19 protein-coding genes are annotated in these 15,304 nt (G+C 71.8%); 10 read left to right on the top strand and 9 right to left on the bottom strand.

All coding sequences use genetic code 11. The annotated features are described in order from the left end of the window. Positions 1-23 precede the first annotated feature (23 nt). From EXE59_RS21400 to EXE59_RS21385, 4 genes are all read left to right on the top strand, one after another. Positions 24-290 carry a DUF6458 family protein gene (locus tag EXE59_RS21400; RefSeq protein ID WP_135840704.1) on the top strand — a complete coding sequence of 89 codons (267 nt, stop codon included), beginning with the start codon at positions 24-26 and terminating at the stop codon, positions 288-290. A 181-nt stretch (positions 291-471) separates the two neighbouring features. Next, positions 472-747 (top strand): 30S ribosomal protein S15, encoded by a 276-nt coding sequence (rpsO, locus tag EXE59_RS21395; RefSeq protein WP_135840703.1) that lies wholly within the window; start codon positions 472-474, stop codon positions 745-747. Positions 748-1,025: 278 nt separating this feature from the next. Beyond that, positions 1,026-3,254 (top strand): polyribonucleotide nucleotidyltransferase, encoded by a 2,229-nt coding sequence (locus tag EXE59_RS21390; RefSeq protein ID WP_135840702.1) that lies wholly within the window; start codon positions 1,026-1,028, stop codon positions 3,252-3,254. 84 nt (positions 3,255-3,338) lie between these two features. After that, positions 3,339-4,646, top strand: coding sequence for a M16 family metallopeptidase (locus EXE59_RS21385; protein ID WP_135840701.1), 1,308 nt, complete (start codon positions 3,339-3,341; stop codon positions 4,644-4,646). Between the two features lie 21 nt (positions 4,647-4,667). On the opposite strand, the gene EXE59_RS23975 is transcribed toward EXE59_RS21385, so the two are convergent. Together EXE59_RS23975 and EXE59_RS21380 are read right to left on the bottom strand one after the other, a co-directional pair. Then, entirely contained in the window at positions 4,668-4,838 is a 171-nt protein-coding gene (locus EXE59_RS23975) for a hypothetical protein (RefSeq protein ID WP_168218631.1), read from the bottom strand. 110 nt (positions 4,839-4,948) lie between these two features. Beyond that, entirely contained in the window at positions 4,949-5,464 is a 516-nt protein-coding gene (locus tag EXE59_RS21380) for a class I SAM-dependent methyltransferase (RefSeq protein ID WP_129454792.1), read from the bottom strand. 81 nt (positions 5,465-5,545) lie between these two features. Here EXE59_RS21380 and dapB point away from each other — a divergent pair, with 81 nt between their 5' ends. Further along, a complete protein-coding gene (gene dapB, locus EXE59_RS21375) occupies positions 5,546-6,313 on the top strand; it encodes a 4-hydroxy-tetrahydrodipicolinate reductase (protein WP_135840700.1) in 768 nt (255 codons plus the stop codon). Positions 6,314-6,329: 16 nt separating this feature from the next. Here dapB and EXE59_RS24225 read toward each other — a convergent pair whose 3' ends face one another. The 5 genes from EXE59_RS24225 to EXE59_RS21350 all read right to left on the bottom strand — a co-directional run bounded on the left by EXE59_RS24225 (position 6,330) and on the right by EXE59_RS21350 (position 8,857). Then, positions 6,330-6,626: an AzlD domain-containing protein gene (locus EXE59_RS24225; RefSeq protein ID WP_246056977.1), complete on the bottom strand. Its 297-nt coding sequence runs from the start codon at positions 6,624-6,626 to the stop codon at positions 6,330-6,332. Continuing rightward, a complete protein-coding gene (locus EXE59_RS21365) occupies positions 6,626-7,357 on the bottom strand; it encodes an AzlC family ABC transporter permease (RefSeq protein ID WP_210429092.1) in 732 nt (243 codons plus the stop codon). The genes EXE59_RS24225 and EXE59_RS21365 overlap by 1 nt, the downstream gene beginning before the upstream one ends. Positions 7,358-7,375: 18 nt before the next feature. After that, positions 7,376-7,603 carry a hypothetical protein gene (locus EXE59_RS21360; RefSeq protein WP_135840699.1) on the bottom strand — a complete coding sequence of 76 codons (228 nt, stop codon included), beginning with the start codon at positions 7,601-7,603 and terminating at the stop codon, positions 7,376-7,378. Between the two features lie 101 nt (positions 7,604-7,704). Then, positions 7,705-8,265: a GNAT family N-acetyltransferase gene (locus EXE59_RS21355; RefSeq protein ID WP_135840698.1), complete on the bottom strand. Its 561-nt coding sequence runs from the start codon at positions 8,263-8,265 to the stop codon at positions 7,705-7,707. A 10-nt stretch (positions 8,266-8,275) separates the two neighbouring features. Next, on the bottom strand, positions 8,276-8,857 hold the full coding sequence (locus EXE59_RS21350) for a DUF3043 domain-containing protein (RefSeq protein ID WP_135840697.1): 582 nt from the start codon (positions 8,855-8,857) through the stop codon (positions 8,276-8,278). Positions 8,858-9,087: 230 nt separating this feature from the next. On the opposite strand from EXE59_RS21350, the gene EXE59_RS21345 reads away from it, so the two are divergent. Genes EXE59_RS21345 through EXE59_RS21325 form a run of 5 tightly spaced genes read left to right on the top strand, consistent with a single transcriptional unit; the run spans position 9,088 to position 12,839 of the window. After that, positions 9,088-9,888: a PspA/IM30 family protein gene (locus tag EXE59_RS21345; protein WP_210429091.1), complete on the top strand. Its 801-nt coding sequence runs from the start codon at positions 9,088-9,090 to the stop codon at positions 9,886-9,888. Next, positions 9,885-10,163 carry a PspA-associated protein PspAA gene (pspAA, locus tag EXE59_RS21340; protein ID WP_135840696.1) on the top strand — a complete coding sequence of 93 codons (279 nt, stop codon included), beginning with the start codon at positions 9,885-9,887 and terminating at the stop codon, positions 10,161-10,163. The genes EXE59_RS21345 and pspAA overlap by 4 nt, the downstream gene beginning before the upstream one ends. Positions 10,164-10,176: 13 nt before the next feature. After that, positions 10,177-11,082 (top strand): zinc metalloprotease HtpX, encoded by a 906-nt coding sequence (gene htpX, locus EXE59_RS21335; RefSeq protein WP_135840695.1) that lies wholly within the window; start codon positions 10,177-10,179, stop codon positions 11,080-11,082. A gap of 9 nt (positions 11,083-11,091) precedes the next feature. Then, positions 11,092-11,664 carry a PspA-associated protein PspAB gene (gene pspAB / locus EXE59_RS21330; RefSeq protein WP_135840694.1) on the top strand — a complete coding sequence of 191 codons (573 nt, stop codon included), beginning with the start codon at positions 11,092-11,094 and terminating at the stop codon, positions 11,662-11,664. Further along, the gene (locus EXE59_RS21325) at positions 11,661-12,839 is read left to right on the top strand and encodes a sensor histidine kinase (protein WP_135840693.1); all 1,179 of its coding nucleotides are present in this window, start codon (positions 11,661-11,663) and stop codon (positions 12,837-12,839) included. Before pspAB ends, EXE59_RS21325 begins: the two co-directional genes overlap by 4 nt. 18 nt (positions 12,840-12,857) lie before the next feature. On the opposite strand, the gene EXE59_RS21320 is transcribed toward EXE59_RS21325, so the two are convergent. After that, positions 12,858-14,048, bottom strand: coding sequence for a winged helix DNA-binding domain-containing protein (locus EXE59_RS21320; RefSeq protein WP_135840692.1), 1,191 nt, complete (start codon positions 14,046-14,048; stop codon positions 12,858-12,860). 40 nt (positions 14,049-14,088) lie between these two features. Continuing rightward, positions 14,089-15,285 (bottom strand): quinolinate synthase NadA, encoded by a 1,197-nt coding sequence (nadA, locus tag EXE59_RS21315; RefSeq protein ID WP_135840691.1) that lies wholly within the window; start codon positions 15,283-15,285, stop codon positions 14,089-14,091. Positions 15,286-15,304: the final 19 nt, after the last annotated feature.

The following is a 15,304-nucleotide window of genomic DNA, read 5'->3' as shown; positions in this document are numbered from 1 at the left end:
CCCCCAACAAGAAGGAGACCGTCATGGGTTTCGGAGGGCCGATCGGCCTCATCGTCGTCGGACTGATCCTGTCGCTCGCGTTCACCGAGCAGCAGATCGGGCCGCTCCAGGTCAACACCCTCGGCTGGATCCTGGTCCTCGCCGGTGCGATGTGGCTGGTGCTCACCGTCGTCCAGCAGAGCACCAAGCGTCGCCACACCACGACGGCCACCACGACCGACGCGCACGGCCGCCAGGCCACCACGCAGCGCACGGACGAGTCCGACCCGCCGCCCCCGCCGGCCGTCTGAGGACCCTCTGAGGGGTTCGTACGTCCTCGGAGCGCGGCGCGGATTGGTCCACAGGTCCGGCGCCTCGATATGCTTCTGCGGTTGCCCCGACGGGCGACACGCCGTCACGACGGCCGCGGAACCAGAGTGCCCCGGTGAACAGGCCCGGGCGCGCCGCGCAACGAGAACCGAAGGAGCCCCCATGTCGATTGGTACCGACGCGGAGACCAAGAAGAAGATCATCGCCGAGTACGCCCTGACCGAGGGCGACACCGGTTCCCCCGAGGTCCAGATCGCGCTGCTCAGCCACCGCATCTCGCACCTCACCGAGCACCTCAAGACGCACAAGCACGACCACCACAGCCGTCGTGGCCTGCTGCTCCTCGTGGGCCAGCGCCGTCGTCTGCTCAACTACCTGCAGAAGACCGAGATCGAGCGCTACCGCTCCATCATCGAGCGCCTCGGCCTGCGACGCTGACCGCGTCAGGAGCGGCTCCCCGCCACGGGGGGCCGCTCCTCTCACATCCGGGTCCGATCGCGCTAGTGTCGACCCGGCACAACTGAACAACCACCCAACAGGAGCGACCCGCCTCGTCGCCCGGTCCTCGGTAGTGGCCTTCAGATCCTCCAGCCTCCGGCTGCGGACGATCTGCGGGCCTCGATCGAAGACCGGCCCCGCGGGACCTTCGATGGTCCACCACATGAGGGGTGGACGCCGCGGATCGCTCCGCGAAGAGAAAGCAGGATCCTGCTTCCATGAGTGAACCCATCATCTCCGCTGTCGAGACCGTCCTCGACAACGGCAAGTTCGGCAAGCGCACCGTCAAGTTCGAGACCGGCCTCCTGGCCCGTCAGGCCGCCGGCTCCGTCACCGCCTACCTCGACGACGAGACCATGCTGCTCTCGGCGACGACCGCGGGCAAGACGCCCAAGGACCACTTCGACTTCTTCCCCCTCACGATCGACGTCGAGGAGCGGATGTACGCCGTGGGCCAGATTCCCGGCTCGTTCTTCCGGTCCGAGGGTCGCCCGGGCGAGGACGCGATCCTCACCTGCCGCCTGATCGACCGCCCGCTGCGCCCGACCTTCAAGAAGGGCCTGCGCAACGAGGTCCAGGTCGTCATCACCGTGATGGCCCTCGACCCCAACATGCCCTACGACGTGCTGGCCATCAACGCCGCGTCGCTGTCCACGCAGCTCTCCGGGCTGCCGTTCTCCGGCCCCGTCGGTGGCGTGCGCGTCGCGCTGATCGAGGGGCAGTGGGTGGCCTTCCCGACCCACGAGCAGCTCGAGTCGGCCGTCTTCGACATGGTCGTCGCCGGCCGCGTCACCGAGTCCGGTGACGTCGCCATCATGATGGTCGAGGCCGAGGCGCCGGAGGACACCTTCGCCCTCGTGCAGAACGGTGCGCAGGCGCCCACCGAGGACGTCGTGGCCGGTGGCCTCGACGCCGCGAAGCCCTTCATCAAGCAGCTCGTCGAGGCCCAGGCCCAGCTGGCCGCCGAGGCCGCCAAGCCGGTCCAGGACTTCCCGGTCTTCCTCGACTACGAGGACGACGTCTACGCCGCCGTCGAGGCCGCGGCCAAGGACGACACCGCCGCCGCGATGACCATCGGCGACAAGCAGGAGCGCGAGCTCAAGGTCGACGAGATCAAGGGCGCGCTGCTCGAGAAGCTCGCCGGCCAGTTCGAGGGTCGCGAGAAGGAGATCGGCGCGGCGTTCCGCTCGCTCACCAAGAGCCTGGTCCGCCAGCGCGTGCTGCGCGACAAGGTCCGCATCGACGGCCGCGGCCTCGCCGACATCCGTCCGCTGCACGCCGAGACCAACGTGATCCCGCGCGTGCACGGCTCGGCGCTGTTCGAGCGCGGCGAGACCCAGATCCTGGGTGTCACCACTCTCGACATGCTCAAGATGGAGCAGCAGCTCGACACGCTGTCGCCGGAGAAGCACCGCCGCTACATGCACAAGTACGTGTTCCCGCCGTTCTCCACCGGCGAGACCGGCCGCGTGGGCTCGCCCAAGCGTCGTGAGGTCGGCCACGGCGCCCTGGCGCGCCGTGCCCTCCTGCCGGTGCTGCCCTCGCGCGAGGAGTTCCCCTACGCGATCCGCCAGCTCTCCGAGGCCATGGGCTCCAACGGCTCCACCTCGATGGGCTCGGTCTGCGCCTCGACGCTGTCGCTGCTCCAGGCCGGTGTGCCGCTCAAGGCCTCCGTCGCCGGCATCGCGATGGGCCTCATCTCCGACGAGGTCGACGGCGAGACCCGCTACGTCGCGCTGACCGACATCCTCGGCGCCGAGGACGCGTTCGGCGACATGGACTTCAAGGTCGCCGGCACCCGCGAGTTCGTCACCGCGCTCCAGCTCGACACCAAGCTCGACGGCATCCCCGCCGAGGTCCTGGCCGCCGCGCTGACCCAGGCCCGCGACGCGCGCCTGGCGATCCTCGACGTGATGGCCGAGGCGATCGACGCCCCGGAGGAGATGTCGGTCCACGCGCCGCGCATCATCACCATCCGCGTCCCCGTCGACAAGATCGGCGAGGTGATCGGTCCCAAGGGCAAGGTCATCAACCAGATCCAGGACGACACGGGCGCGACGCTGTCCATCGAGGACGACGGCACGGTCTACATCGGTGCGACCAACGGCGAGGCCGCGGAGGCCGCCAAGGCCGCGGTCAACGCGATCGCCAACCCGACGATGCCCGAGGTCGGCGAGCGCTACCTCGGCACGGTCGTGAAGACGACCAACTTCGGTGCCTTCGTCTCGCTGATGCCGGGCAAGGACGGGCTGCTGCACATCAGCAAGCTCCGCGCCCTCGCCGGCGGCAAGCGCGTCGAGGCCGTCGAGGACGTGCTCTCGGTGGGCCAGAAGGTCCAGGTCTCCATCGCCGAGATCGACGACCGCGGCAAGCTGTCGCTGGTCCCGGTGGTCGAGGAGTCCGACGCCGAGGCCGCCGAGGAGTCGGCCGAGGCCGGCGACGAGTGATCCTCGCCTGACGCTCCACCCCACGACCGGTCGGCCGACAGGCCGGCCGGTCGTGGCGCTTCACCCCACCCCGGAAGGACCCCTGTGCAGAAGAACGGCACCACCCGCACCCTCCACACCGTCAAGGACGCCGACGGCGCGGTGACCTCCCGCGTACGCCGCACGGTCCTGCCCAGCGGCCTGCGGATCGTCACCGAGCAGATGGCCGGCACCCGCTCGGCGAGCATCGGCGTGTGGGTCGCGGTGGGATCACGCGACGAGACGCCGGCGCTGCACGGCTGCTCGCACTTCCTCGAGCACCTGCTCTTCAAGGGCACCCCGGAGCGCAGCGCGATGGACATCTCGGTCGCGCTCGACGCGGTGGGTGGCGAGTTCAACGCCTTCACCACCAAGGAGTACACCGTCTTCCACGCGCGGGTGCTCGACGAGGACCTCCCCACAGCGGTCGACGTGCTCGGCGACATGGTCACCGCCTCCACGATCACCGAGGCCGACGTCGAGGCCGAGCGTGACGTCATCCTCGACGAGATCGCCATGCACGACGACGACCCCGACGACGTGGTGCACAACCTCTTCGCCCAGCAGGCGTGGGGCGACACCCCGCTCGGGCGCCCGATCGCCGGCACCGAGGCGTCCATCACCGCGATGACGCGCGCGCAGATCCACCGCTTCTACGTCCGCCACTACCGACCCGACAACATGGTCATCTCGGTGGCCGGCAACATCGACCACACGTCCGTGGTGCGCCAGGTCCGGCAGGCGTTCGGCCGCGGCGGCTTCCTCGACGCCGAGGCCGCCCCGACACACACCGAGCAGTCGGAGAAGGCGCGTCGTGTCACCGCCGGCGAGTCCCGGACCGTACGCCCCCAGGAGCAGGTCAACCTCGTCCTCGGCGTCAAGGGCATCACGCGCACCGACCCGCGGCGCTACGCCCTCGGCGTGCTCAACACCGCCCTCGGCGGCGGCACGTCCTCCCGGCTGTTCCAGGAGGTGCGCGAGCTGCGCGGGCTGGCCTACTCGGTCTACTCCTTCGCCACCCACCACGCCGACGCCGGCGTCGTGGGCGTCTCCGTGGGCTGCCTGCCCGGCAAGTACGACGCGGTGCTCGAGACCGTGCGCAACGAGCTCGCCAAGGTGGCCGCCGACGGCCTGACCACCGAGGAGGTCGAGCGCGGCAAGGGCCAGCTCAAGGGCGGCCTCGTGCTCGGCCTGGAGGACTCCGGCTCGCGGATGTCGCGCATCGGCAAGGCCGAGCTGGTCCACGACGAGCTGCTCACGATCGACGAGGTCGTCGCCCGCATCGAGGCCGTCACGGTCGAGGACGTCGCCCTGCTGGCGAACGAGCTGTTCACCCAGCCCGAGCTGCTCGCGGTCGTGGGGCCGACGAAGTAGGGCGGGTCGAGCAGCCGAGCATCACAGTCCCTGGTTGAGCAGCGAGCGCAGCGAGCGGACCCGGACGGCCGCTGGTTGAGCAGCGAGCGGACCCGGACGGCCGCTGGTTGAGCAGCGAGCGGACCCGGACGGCCGCTGGTTGAGCAGCGAGCGCAGCGAGCGTGTCGAAACCAAGGCCCTGTGGTTGAGCATGCTTCCCGGCTCTCCGGGTCTCGACACGCTCGGTCGCGACCTCGTGCCTCGGTCGCGCTCGCTGCTCAACCACCAGGGATCGCCGTCCGGAGCTCCGCTCCGTCCGGCGATCACCTGCGCGCGATGATCCCGATGACCGGGGGAGCCTTTTGCTCCACCACGCTGACGCGGAAGCCGCCGCGCAGCAGGTTCTCGGAGGCCTTCTTGACGATGTTGGGCACCAGCTCGGGACGTGCGGCCTCGTAGAAGAGGTAGACGGCGCCGCCGGGGACGACCCGCTCGTGGAGCAGGGCGACCTCGTCGTCGCAGGCGCGCACCCAGAAGAGGTTCACGTTGAACGCGAAGACCTTGTTGAGCCGCTTGACCGGCACCCGCAGCGTGGCGAGGTCGATCTGGCGTACGACGAGCCGGCCGGCGTCGACGTACTTCTGGTTGCGGCGCTTGGTGCGGTCCACGCCGGACTCGGAGCGGTCGATCGCGAACAGCTTGCCGGTCTCCAGCTTGCTGCAGATGGCCTCGGCGCCGGCGCCGGGCCCGCAGCCGATCTCGAGGACCTGGTCGCCCGGCTGGACGTCCATGAGGTCGACGGCCCACTTGATGCGCGGCGGGATGGTCGAGGCAGGCATGGCCCACAGCCTGCCAGACCCTGGTCCACCAGTCAGCCACCGCCACTCTGGTGATGCCGTCCGGCCGATACGGTGGACTGTGTGAGCACACCTGGAGAGGCCCCCCGCAAGGTCGGCGTGCTGGGCGCGCGCGGCAAGGTCGGCGCCGAGGTCTGCCGAGCGGTCGAGTCCGCCGACGACACCGAGCTGGTCGCGACGGTCGACGCCGGCGACGACGTCGAGGAGCTGGTGCGCGCGGGCGCCGAGGTGGTCGTCGACTTCACCCACCCCGATGTCGTGATGGACAACCTGCGGTTCTGCATCGAGCACGGCATCCACGCCGTCGTCGGCACCACCGGCTTCGACCAGGTGCGGCTCGACCAGCTCGAGGCGTGGCTCGCCGACGCACCGGGCGTGGGCGTCCTGATCGCCCCCAACTTCTCGATCGGCGCGATCCTCATGATGCGCTTCGCCGCGCAGGCGGCGCCGTTCTTCGAGTCCGTCGAGGTGGTCGAGCTGCACCACCCCGACAAGGCCGACGCGCCGTCCGGCACCGCGCGGCGTACGGCCGAGCTCATCGCCGCCGCCCGACGCGAGGCTGGCAGCGCACCGATGCCCGACGCCACCTCGACCATGCTCGACGGGGCCCGCGGCGCCGACGTGAAGGGCGTACGCGTCCACGGCCTGCGCATCCGCGGCCTGGTGGCGCACCAGGAGGTCCTCCTCGGCACGGCGGGGGAGACCCTCACGATCCGGCACGACTCACTCGACCGGGTGTCGTTCACCCCCGGAGTGCTCGTGGGCGTCCGCTCGGTCGGCGCCCACCCCGGGCTGACGGTCGGGCTGGACGCGTTCCTCGACATCGGCTGACCTCGCGCGGGAGACCTCACACCAGGCGGGCCAGCGCCGCCACGACGGACGCCCCCACGACCACGACGAGGAACGGCATCCGCAGCAGCAGGGCGACGGCGGCGAAGCCGAGGCCGAGGGCCCGGGCGTCCAACGTCAGCGCGGAGCCGGACGAGCCGACCTGAACGGCCACGAGGGCGGCGAGCAGCGCCACGGGGATGAGGTCGGCCACGCGCTCCACCGCGGGGTGGGCGAGCGCCCGCTCGGGCAGGGACAGGCCGGTGAGCTTGAGCAGGTAGCAGCCCACGCCGGCCAGCAGGACGGCGGTCCACATCAGCGGTGTCCTCCTGCCACGTCGTCCGGTCCCGGGATCTCGGTCGGGTCCTGCCGCTTCGCCAGCACGCCGACGAGGAGCGCCACGCCGCTGGCGGCGAGCACCGGCACGCCCGGCGCCGAGAGCGGGACCATCGTGAGGGCGACCGCCGCAGCCAGGGCGGCGACCACGATGTTGCGACGGTCCTTCAGGCGTGGCCAGAGCAGCGCCAGGAAGGCGGCGCCGACCGCGGCGTCGAGCCCGTAGGTCCGGGGGTCGCCGACGGCCTCGCCCGCCAGTGCGCCGATCGCGGTCGCGAGGTTCCACAGGACGAAGACGGAGACGCCGGTCGTGAGGAAGCCGAGCCGCACCGCCTCGGTCGTCTCGCGGTTGACCGACATCGCCGTGGACTCGTCGATCAGCACGTGTGCGGCCGCAGCCCGCCGCCAGCCGCGCCACCGGAGCAGCGGCCCCATCCGGAGGCCGTAGAGCGTGTTGCGGGTGCCGAGCAGCAGGGCCGTCGCTGCCCCCGACAGGGGCGCGCCGCCGGCGGCGACCACGCCGGCCAGGGCGAACTGGCTGGCGCCGGTGAACATGAGCAGTGACAGCGCGCACGTCTGCGCCACGCTCAGCCCGGAGGACACGGACACCGCGCCGAAACCGACGCCGTACGCCCCGGTGGCCACGCCCACCGCCAGGCCGTCGCGGACGATCGCCGAGCGCTCGACGGGGGTCAGGGCGGCCTCGGTCACGCCCCGAGGCTAGGTGATCTAGTGGGCGCGCCGACGGGCGCGGGCGGGGCGGGCCTCGCGGTGGTGGAAGTCGTGGACCAGCACGAAGGCTGCGGCGGCTCCGGCGGCGCCGCCCGCGAGCAGGCCGAGGCGGAGGTTGACCGGGACCTCGGGGATGGCCCCGAACCAGAGTCCGAGGCCGACGCAGACGACGAGCGCGGCGACGACGAGTGCGAACCTGTGGAGAGCGGGAAGCGGACCGAGCATCGTGTGGGACCCCCGTGGTCGGCCGGCGAAGTAGCCGGCCTGTCCATAGTGACGCGCGTCACAGGAAAATCAAGCAGCTGCGGGGGTGAGTTCCTGGCGCCTCAGACGATCGCGGTGTGGAGCCGGACCTGCTTGACCGTCGTCTCGCCGGTGCCGTCGAGGTCGAGCTCACGGTGGGCCGTGTCGGGGGCCCAGCCTGCTTCGGTGAGGAACGTGCGCAGTGCGTCGTCGGCGGAGTTCACCCAGGTCACCGCCCGGCTGAACCGGTCGGCGGCCAGGGTGTCGACGGCCGCCTGGAGCAGCCGGGAGCCGTGGCCCTTGGCGCGTTCGGCCGGGTCGAGGGTGACCTCGGCCAGCTCGCCGTCGGCCACGGGGTCGCAATCGGGGTCGGCCGCCGGGAGGGTCAGGGCGAAGCCGACGACACGGTTGCGCTCGAGGGCGACCAGCACCCGGTTGCGGGCGTCGGCAGGTCGGGCGAGCGAGTCGCGCCACCGGGCCGCGACCTCCTCGACGTCGGTCGGGAAGGCCTCCGCGGGGAGCAGCCCGGCGTACAGCTCGGGCCACGCCCGCACCTGGACCGCGGCGATCGCGTCGGCGTCGTCGGCCCAGGCCACGCGCACGGAGACGTCGGCGGTCGGACCGCCGGAGTGGCTGTGTGTCATCGCAGGGGGCTCATCGATAGGTCTCGGGGAGCTTCTCGCCGATCTTGACCTGGGCCTTGGGCAGGCGCAGGAACTTCATCTGGAGCGAGCGCATCGCGGCGTAGAGCGTCACGCCCTTCATCGGCTCGCCCGGGAAGCGACGGGAGATCTCGCGACGCAGCCGGAAGCGGAGCATCACGATGTCGAACACGATCACGAGCAGCGTCGTGAACAGGATCGTGTTGCTGAGGCTCATCATGCTCGGGTTGCCGGAGTACCCGAGGACCATCGACACGACCAGCAGCGGGACCATGAGCTCGATGAACGAGAAGCGCGAGTCCACGAAGTCGCGGATGAAGCGACGTACGGGGCCGCGGTCGCGGCTGGGCAGGTAGCGCTCGTCGCCGGTCTTCATCGCGGCGCGCATCTTGCGGGAGGCGTCGCCGCGGGCGGCGCGCTGGGCGGCCGCCTGCTCCTTGCGGGTCCGCGGCACCTTGGCGCGGGCCCGGGCAGCGGCCTCCGCCTCCTTGCGCGACGGCGTGGGGCGGCCCTTGCCGCCCACCTTGTCGTGGGTTGGCGGGAGCTCGGGCTCGGGGGTGGAACGACGGAACACGGGTGCTGCCTTCACGTGGGCTTCGATGGGGACCGGACGCGGATCGGAGGGCCGATCGGGCGCCCGACGGGATGTGGGGGCCAGCTTATCCTCGCGACCCGCCGGGACCGGTGTCGCGCCGATGCCCTACCTCCGGCTTGGGTTTGGTCCTAGGGTGAGGACACCAGTCCGTACGTCTCCGGACGTCACCGCCACCACCCCCGCATGACCAAGAGAGGGTCTCCACCCCGATGAGTCTCATGAAGCGCATCAGCCTGATCTTCCGCTCCAAGGCCAACAAGGCCCTGGACAGGGCGGAGGACCCCCGCGAGACCCTCGACTACAGCTACCAGCGCCAGCTCGAGCTGCTCTCCAAGGTGCGTCGCGGCGTCGCCGACGTCGCCACCAGCCGCAAGCGGGTCGAGCTCCAGGTCAACCAGCTCGAGCAGCAGGCCGCCAAGCTGCAGGGTCAGGCCGAGAAGGCGATCGGCGCGGGCCGCGAGGACCTCGCCCGCGAGGCGCTCACCCGCAAGTCCGGGCTCGCCTCCCAGATCACCAGCCTCAAGGAGCAGCAGGCCACGCTCCAGGGCGAGGAGGAGAAGCTCGTCCTGGCCCAGCAGCGGCTGCAGGCCAAGGTCGAGGCGTTCCGCACCCGCAAGGAGACGATCAAGGCGACCTACACCGCCGCCGAGGCGCAGACGCGCATCGGCGAGGCGATGTCGGGCATCGGCGAGGAGATGGGCGACGTCGGTCTCGCCATCCAGCGCGCCGAGGACAAGACCGCCCAGATGCAGGCGCGCGGCCAGGCCATCGACGAGCTCATCGCCTCCGGGGCCCTCGATGACGCCTCGCAGCTCAACGCCGGCGACGACATCTCCCGCGAGCTCGACGCGCTGAGCTCCGGCTCCGACGTCGAGGCCGAGCTCGCCCGGCTGAAGGCCTCCAGCACGCCGCAGGCCATCGAGTCCTCCGACGCCGGCGGTGACATCCTCGCCGCCGAGCCGGAGGCCGTGCGCTCGGAGGGCGAGAGCAACGAGGGCGGACGAGCATGATCGTCCGGATCCTCGGCGAGGGTCAGTACGACCTCGACGACCACGCGCTCGACGCCCTCAACGGGCTCGACAACCAGATCGAGCACGCCATCGAGTCCGGCGACGAGGCGATGTTCCGCACCGCGCTCGAGGGCCTGCTCGCCGCCGTGCGCTCCAGCGGCACCCACCACGACCTCGACTCCCTCGACGAGTCCGACCTGATCCTGCCGCCGCCGGACGCGACGATCGACGAGGTCCGCGAGCTCCTGGGCGACGACGGCCTCATCCCTGGCTGAGAGGCCCCACCCGGTGGCCACCTCCCGCTTCATCAAGGACTCCGGCCTCACGGCCCGGATGACGCTGACGATGTTCCTCCTCGGGGCGCTCTTCGTCGGGCTGGTGGTCACCGTCATGGTGTTCGTGCGCAGCACGGGCGGCGCGGTCCTCGTCGCGGTCATCGCGGTCGGGATGGCGTTCTGGCAGTGGTGGACCTCCGACTCGGTCGCGATGCGCGCGATGCGCGCCCGTGCGGTCACCCCGGAGGAGGCCCCCGAGCTGCACGGCATGATCGACCGGCTCTGCGCGCTGGCCGACATGCCGAAGCCCCGGGTCGGAATCTCCGACCTCGCCGTGCCCAACGCCTTCGCGACCGGACGATCGCCCGACCGCGCGGTCGTGTGCGTGACCACCGGCATCCTCCGGACGCTCGACGCCGAGGAGCTCGAGGCCGTCCTGGCCCACGAGCTCAGCCACGTCGCGCACCGCGACGTGCTCGTGATGACGGTGGCCTCCTCCGCGGGCATCGCGGCCGGGTTGCTGATGCGGTTCGCCCAGTTCGGCGGGATGGGCCGCTCCCGCAACAGCAGCAGCCTGCCGGCCGTCCTGGTGGCCGTCGTGGTGAGCCTCGTCGTGTACGTCGTCAGCTACCTGCTGCTGCGGCTCCTGTCGCGCTACCGCGAGCTCAGCGCCGACCGCGCTGGCGCCTACCTGACGCTGAAGCCCGGAGCGCTGGCCAGCGCGCTGCAGAAGATCAGCGGCGAGGCGGCCGCGACACCGCGGCGCGACCTGCGCGCCGCCAGCGCTGCCAGCGCACTGTGCATCGTCCCGGCCGTCGGCGGCGGCCTCAGCGGCCTGGTGGCGACCCACCCGCCGCTCCAGCAGCGGCTCGAGCAGCTCGCCCGGATCCAGACCGAGCTGGGCCGGCCGGCGGGCTGAGGGGGACCGATGGGGCTGTGGGAGGCGATGCGGGGGCGGGTGCAGCCGCGGCGCAACGACCTCGACGCGCTCTTCCACGTGCCGAGCGCGGCCATCACGCTCCAGACGGCGCTCGGCTTCGAGCCGACCGGCACCGGGTCCGTCTGCTACCGCTCGGCGGCCGGTGCCGCCTTCACCCAGACCCAGGCCGACGTGCTCGCGTTGATCCGCGACGACGCCGAGGCCCCTGACGTGGAGGTCACCGAGGACGACTTCGGCTTCACCTGGCTCGTCGTCAGCGGGGACAGGACCGACCTGGCGGGGCTGTGCACCGACCTGCACGCGGTCAACACCACGCTCGAGCTCAACGGGTTCGGCTCGGGGCTGCTGTGCTCGCTGGTGCCGTTCGTCAACGCCGCCGGCCAGCGCTTCGGCCTGACCTACCTCTACAAGCAGGGCACGTTCTACCCGTTCGCGCCCACCGGGGACCAGGCCCGTGACACCCTGCTCGAGCTGTCCGTGCGCGACCTGCTGGAGGAGGAGCTGCCGATGGAGCCCGACCTGAAGCGGTGGTTGGCGGTCTGGAAGGCGCCGGGGCTGTGAGCGGGCCGGTGGACGACGCGCGTCGTGAGCGCGTGCTGGCGACGTACGACGTGCTGGGGGGGCCGCCCCGCCGGGAGCTCGTCGCACTGGTCGAGCTCGCCGCCCAGGTGGCAGGCGTGCCATTCGCGGCGGTCAACCTCTTCAGCAGCGAGCTCCAGCACCAGGTGGCCACCTCCGGCTTCGAGGGGCGGAGCACGCCGGCGGACGACGCGATGTGCCGCCTCGTCGTCGAGTCGGGCGCCCCGATCATGGTCGAGGACGCCGGTCGCGACGTGCGGTTCGCGGGGAACCCCTGGACGACCGGCGACCTCGCCGACGTGCGCTACTACGGCTCGCAGCCGCTTCGCACGCCCTCAGGGGTCGTCATCGGGACGCTGTGCGTCTTCGACAACGAGGTGCACCGGGTCACGACGGAGACGGCCAAGGGCCTCGAGCACCTGGCCGACCGTGTCGTCGACGTCCTCGAGCTCGAGCTCGCGTCCCGGCGCCTGAGCGAGGTCAACGCCCGCCTCAGCACCTCCAACGACCGGCTGGCCCACTTCGCCGGGCAGGTCAGCCACGACCTGAAGAATCCGTTGACGGCGATCTCGCTGTCCCTCGAGGCGCTCGAGCTCGAGCTCACCGACCCCTACCAGACCGACACCCTGGCACGGGCCCGCCGGGGCGTCGACCGGATGGGCGGCCTGATCAGCAACCTGCTCGAGTTCGCCACCCAGGGAGCTGCGCCGGGTGACGAGGTCGTCGACCTCGACGCCGAGCTGGCCGCGGCCCTCGACGACCTCGACGACCGCGTGCCGCGCGGGAGCGTACGCACCGGCCCGCTCCCGCCCGCCCGCGGCGACGCGGCCCAGCTGCGGTCGGTGCTGATGAACCTGCTCGACAACGCGGCGAAGTTCACCGTCGACGACGCACCGCCCGAGATCGAGGTCGAGGCGGTGCTCCTCGACGGCCACAGCCGGATCGAGGTCCGCGACCGTGGCCGCGGCGTGCCCGACGACAAGCGCGAGCGCGTCTTCGCCCCCCTCGCGCGGCTCGACAAGACCGTCGACGGCACCGGCATCGGGCTGGCCACCTGCCGCCGGATCGTCGAGGCGCACGGCGGGTCGATGGGGGTCGACGGGCGCCCCGGCGGCGGGTCCGTGTTCTGGTTCGAGCTGCCGTTCGCCCGGGCCTGAACCACTGGCCCCGAACGGCTACGGCAGCTTGGCCTGCTTCATCTGGCGCGAGGCGTACACGTGGCCGACGACGACGCCGTCGAGCCACGCGGTGAGCCGTCGCGCCTCCTGCTCGAGGGCGGCCACGCCGTCCGCCCCGACGTCCTCGAGCAGCGACAGGCGTACGGTCCCGTCGTCGTCCTGCACCCAGCAGCCGACCACGCGTCCGTCCCACCACCCGGTGGTGCCGGCGTTGCCGTTGGTGTCGAAGAGGTGGGACACGTGGGCCGGGTCGAGGTAGAAGGCCCGCGACCTCCACCCCATCACGGTCGGGTCCAGGGTCGGCAGGAGTGCGGCCCATGGCTCGACCGGGCCGGTGTCGTCGACGTCGTCGGGGTTGACCCAGCCGGTCGAGCCGTCATCGAGGCCGACCTCGACCGCGCCGACGTCGCGCAGCGCTCGGGTGACGGCGGTCTTCGTGGAGCCGAGCCACCACTGGAGGTCCGCGGCCGTGCCCGGCCCGAAGGTCGCCAGCCAGCGGCGGACGAGCTCGGCGTAGCCGGCGGCCTCATCGAGCGGGTCCGGCACCGGCCCCAGCCAGTCGACGGTCCGCGTCCAGATGGGCTTGTTGAGTCGCCAGTGGCCGGCGTTGCGGCCCCGCACGATCGCGCCCTCGAGGCCGAGGTGGGTGAGCACCCACGGCGCGACCGGCACGGGCCGGTCGTAGGGCTTGTCGGTGTCGCCGCCGACCATGCCGGTCAGCTCCGGCAGCTCTGCCCGGAGCTCGGAGGTGGTGGCCGGCCCGGCACCGAGGCGCTCCAGCACGGCCGCGCGGGCCATGTCGAGCCAGGCGCCTCCGTCGTCGGCGATGCCGGCGCCGGCGATGGCCCTGGCGATGCGCTTGCGCTCCGACGTCGCGACCCGGGCCGACGCGCTGCCCCACGCCGCGGGCAGGAGCTCGCGGGGAACGACGAAGAGCGTGCGGCGCATGGCGAGCTGCTTGACCACCCCACGCGCCTCGTAGAGCTCGTGGTCGACGTGGGCGGGCGTGAGCCCCTCCGAGCGTGCCGCGACGGCGAGGTGGACGGTGGCGGCCTCGGTGGCGTGCAGCGCGGTCATCGCCTCGGTGACGGCGACGACGCTGTCGAGGCGGTACGCCGGCGCGAGGCCGTGGCGCACGGCGATGCGCCTGCGTCGCTCGGCGTCGCTGATCCGGGGCGCGGCGCTCATGGAGCCGCCACCCGGTCCCGCTCGGCCCCCGCGGCCCGCATCAGTCGCGGTGCGACTTGCCCGGCAGGTCGAGCATCCGCTGGAGCGCGACGAGCGCGTCGGCCTCGGTCTCGGGGTCGACGACGATCTGGTTGACGACCGTGCCCGCGACGAGGTTCTCGAGCGCCCACACGAGGTGGGGCAGGTCGATGCGGTTCATCGTCGAGCAGTAGCAGACGTTGCGGTCGAGGAAGACGATCGTCTTGTCGGGGTGGGCGTCGGCCAGCCGCTTGACGAGGTTGAGCTCGGTGCCGATCGCCCAGACCGTGCCGGGCTCGGCGGCCTCGATGGTCTTGATGATGAACTCCGTCGACCCGACCAGGTCCGCCTTGAGCACGACCTCGTGCTTGCACTCGGGGTGGACGAGGATGTTGATGCCGGGGTGCTGCGCGCGCAGCTCGTCGACGACGTCCTCGGAGAAGCGGCCGTGCACGGAGCAGTGGCCCTTCCAGAGGATCATCCGCGCGTCGCGGAGCTCCTCGGCGGTGAGGCCGCCGCCGGGCTGCAGCGGGTCCCACACGACGCACTCGTCGAGCGCGATGCCCATCTGGAGGACGGCGGTGTTGCGGCCGAGGTGCTGGTCGGGGAGGAAGAGCACCTTGGCGCCGCCCTGCCCGTCACCCTGGGCGTCGGGCTTTTGGGCGAAGGCCCACTCGAGGGCGACGTCGGCGTTGGAGGAGGTGCAGACCACGCCCCCGTTGCGACCGCAGAACGCCTTGATGTCGGCGCTGGAGTTCATGTAGGTGACGGGGACGACGCTGTCCTGGATGCCGGCGTCGGCCATCGCGTCCCAGGCGTCCTCGACCTGACGCAGCCGGGCCATGTCGGCCATCGAGCACCCGGCGGCGAGGTCGGGGAGCACGACCTGCTGGCTGGGCGCGGTGAGGATGTCGGCCGACTCGGCCATGAAGTGCACGCCGCAGAAGACGATGAACTCCGCGTCGGGGCGCGCCGCGGCGTCGCGGGCGAGCTTGAAGGAGTCGCCGGTGACGTCGGCGAACTGGATGACCTCGTCGCGCTGGTAGTGGTGACCGAGCACGAAGACCCGATCGCCCAGCGCCTCCTTGGCTGCGCGGGCCCGTGCGACGAGGTCGGGGTCGGAGGCCGCAGGCAGGTCGCCGGGGCACTCGACGCCGCGCTCGGCGTCGAGGTCGCGGCCCTTGCCGAGGGGGAGGAGCGGCAGGTCGACGAGGCTCATGTCCCCATCCTAGGAGGGG

The organism is Nocardioides eburneiflavus (genome assembly GCF_004785795.1).
Classification (GTDB): Bacteria; Actinomycetota; Actinomycetes; order Propionibacteriales; family Nocardioidaceae; genus Nocardioides; species Nocardioides eburneiflavus.
Note: the sequence above shows the minus strand (reverse complement) of the source record. Positions and strands in the feature narration are given on the sequence as shown.

Coding starts and splice junctions, on each gene's coding strand:
- EXE59_RS21355 (WP_135840698.1), bottom strand. CDS start 8,265: ATGACACACAGCCACTCCGGCGGTCCGACCGCCGACGTCTCCGTGCGC.
- EXE59_RS21345 (WP_210429091.1), top strand. CDS start 9,088: ATGAGTCTCATGAAGCGCATCAGCCTGATCTTCCGCTCCAAGGCCAAC.
- pspAB (WP_135840694.1), top strand. CDS start 11,092: ATGGGGCTGTGGGAGGCGATGCGGGGGCGGGTGCAGCCGCGGCGCAAC.
- EXE59_RS21400 (WP_135840704.1), top strand. CDS start 24: ATGGGTTTCGGAGGGCCGATCGGCCTCATCGTCGTCGGACTGATCCTG.
- EXE59_RS21320 (WP_135840692.1), bottom strand. CDS start 14,048: ATGAGCGCCGCGCCCCGGATCAGCGACGCCGAGCGACGCAGGCGCATC.
- EXE59_RS21390 (WP_135840702.1), top strand. CDS start 1,026: ATGAGTGAACCCATCATCTCCGCTGTCGAGACCGTCCTCGACAACGGC.
- EXE59_RS21360 (WP_135840699.1), bottom strand. CDS start 7,603: ATGCTCGGTCCGCTTCCCGCTCTCCACAGGTTCGCACTCGTCGTCGCC.
- EXE59_RS23975 (WP_168218631.1), bottom strand. CDS start 4,838: ATGCTCAACCACAGGGCCTTGGTTTCGACACGCTCGCTGCGCTCGCTG.
- pspAA (WP_135840696.1), top strand. CDS start 9,885: ATGATCGTCCGGATCCTCGGCGAGGGTCAGTACGACCTCGACGACCAC.
- EXE59_RS24225 (WP_246056977.1), bottom strand. CDS start 6,626: ATGTGGACCGCCGTCCTGCTGGCCGGCGTGGGCTGCTACCTGCTCAAG.
- rpsO (WP_135840703.1), top strand. CDS start 472: ATGTCGATTGGTACCGACGCGGAGACCAAGAAGAAGATCATCGCCGAG.
- EXE59_RS21380 (WP_129454792.1), bottom strand. CDS start 5,464: ATGCCTGCCTCGACCATCCCGCCGCGCATCAAGTGGGCCGTCGACCTC.
- nadA (WP_135840691.1), bottom strand. CDS start 15,285: ATGAGCCTCGTCGACCTGCCGCTCCTCCCCCTCGGCAAGGGCCGCGAC.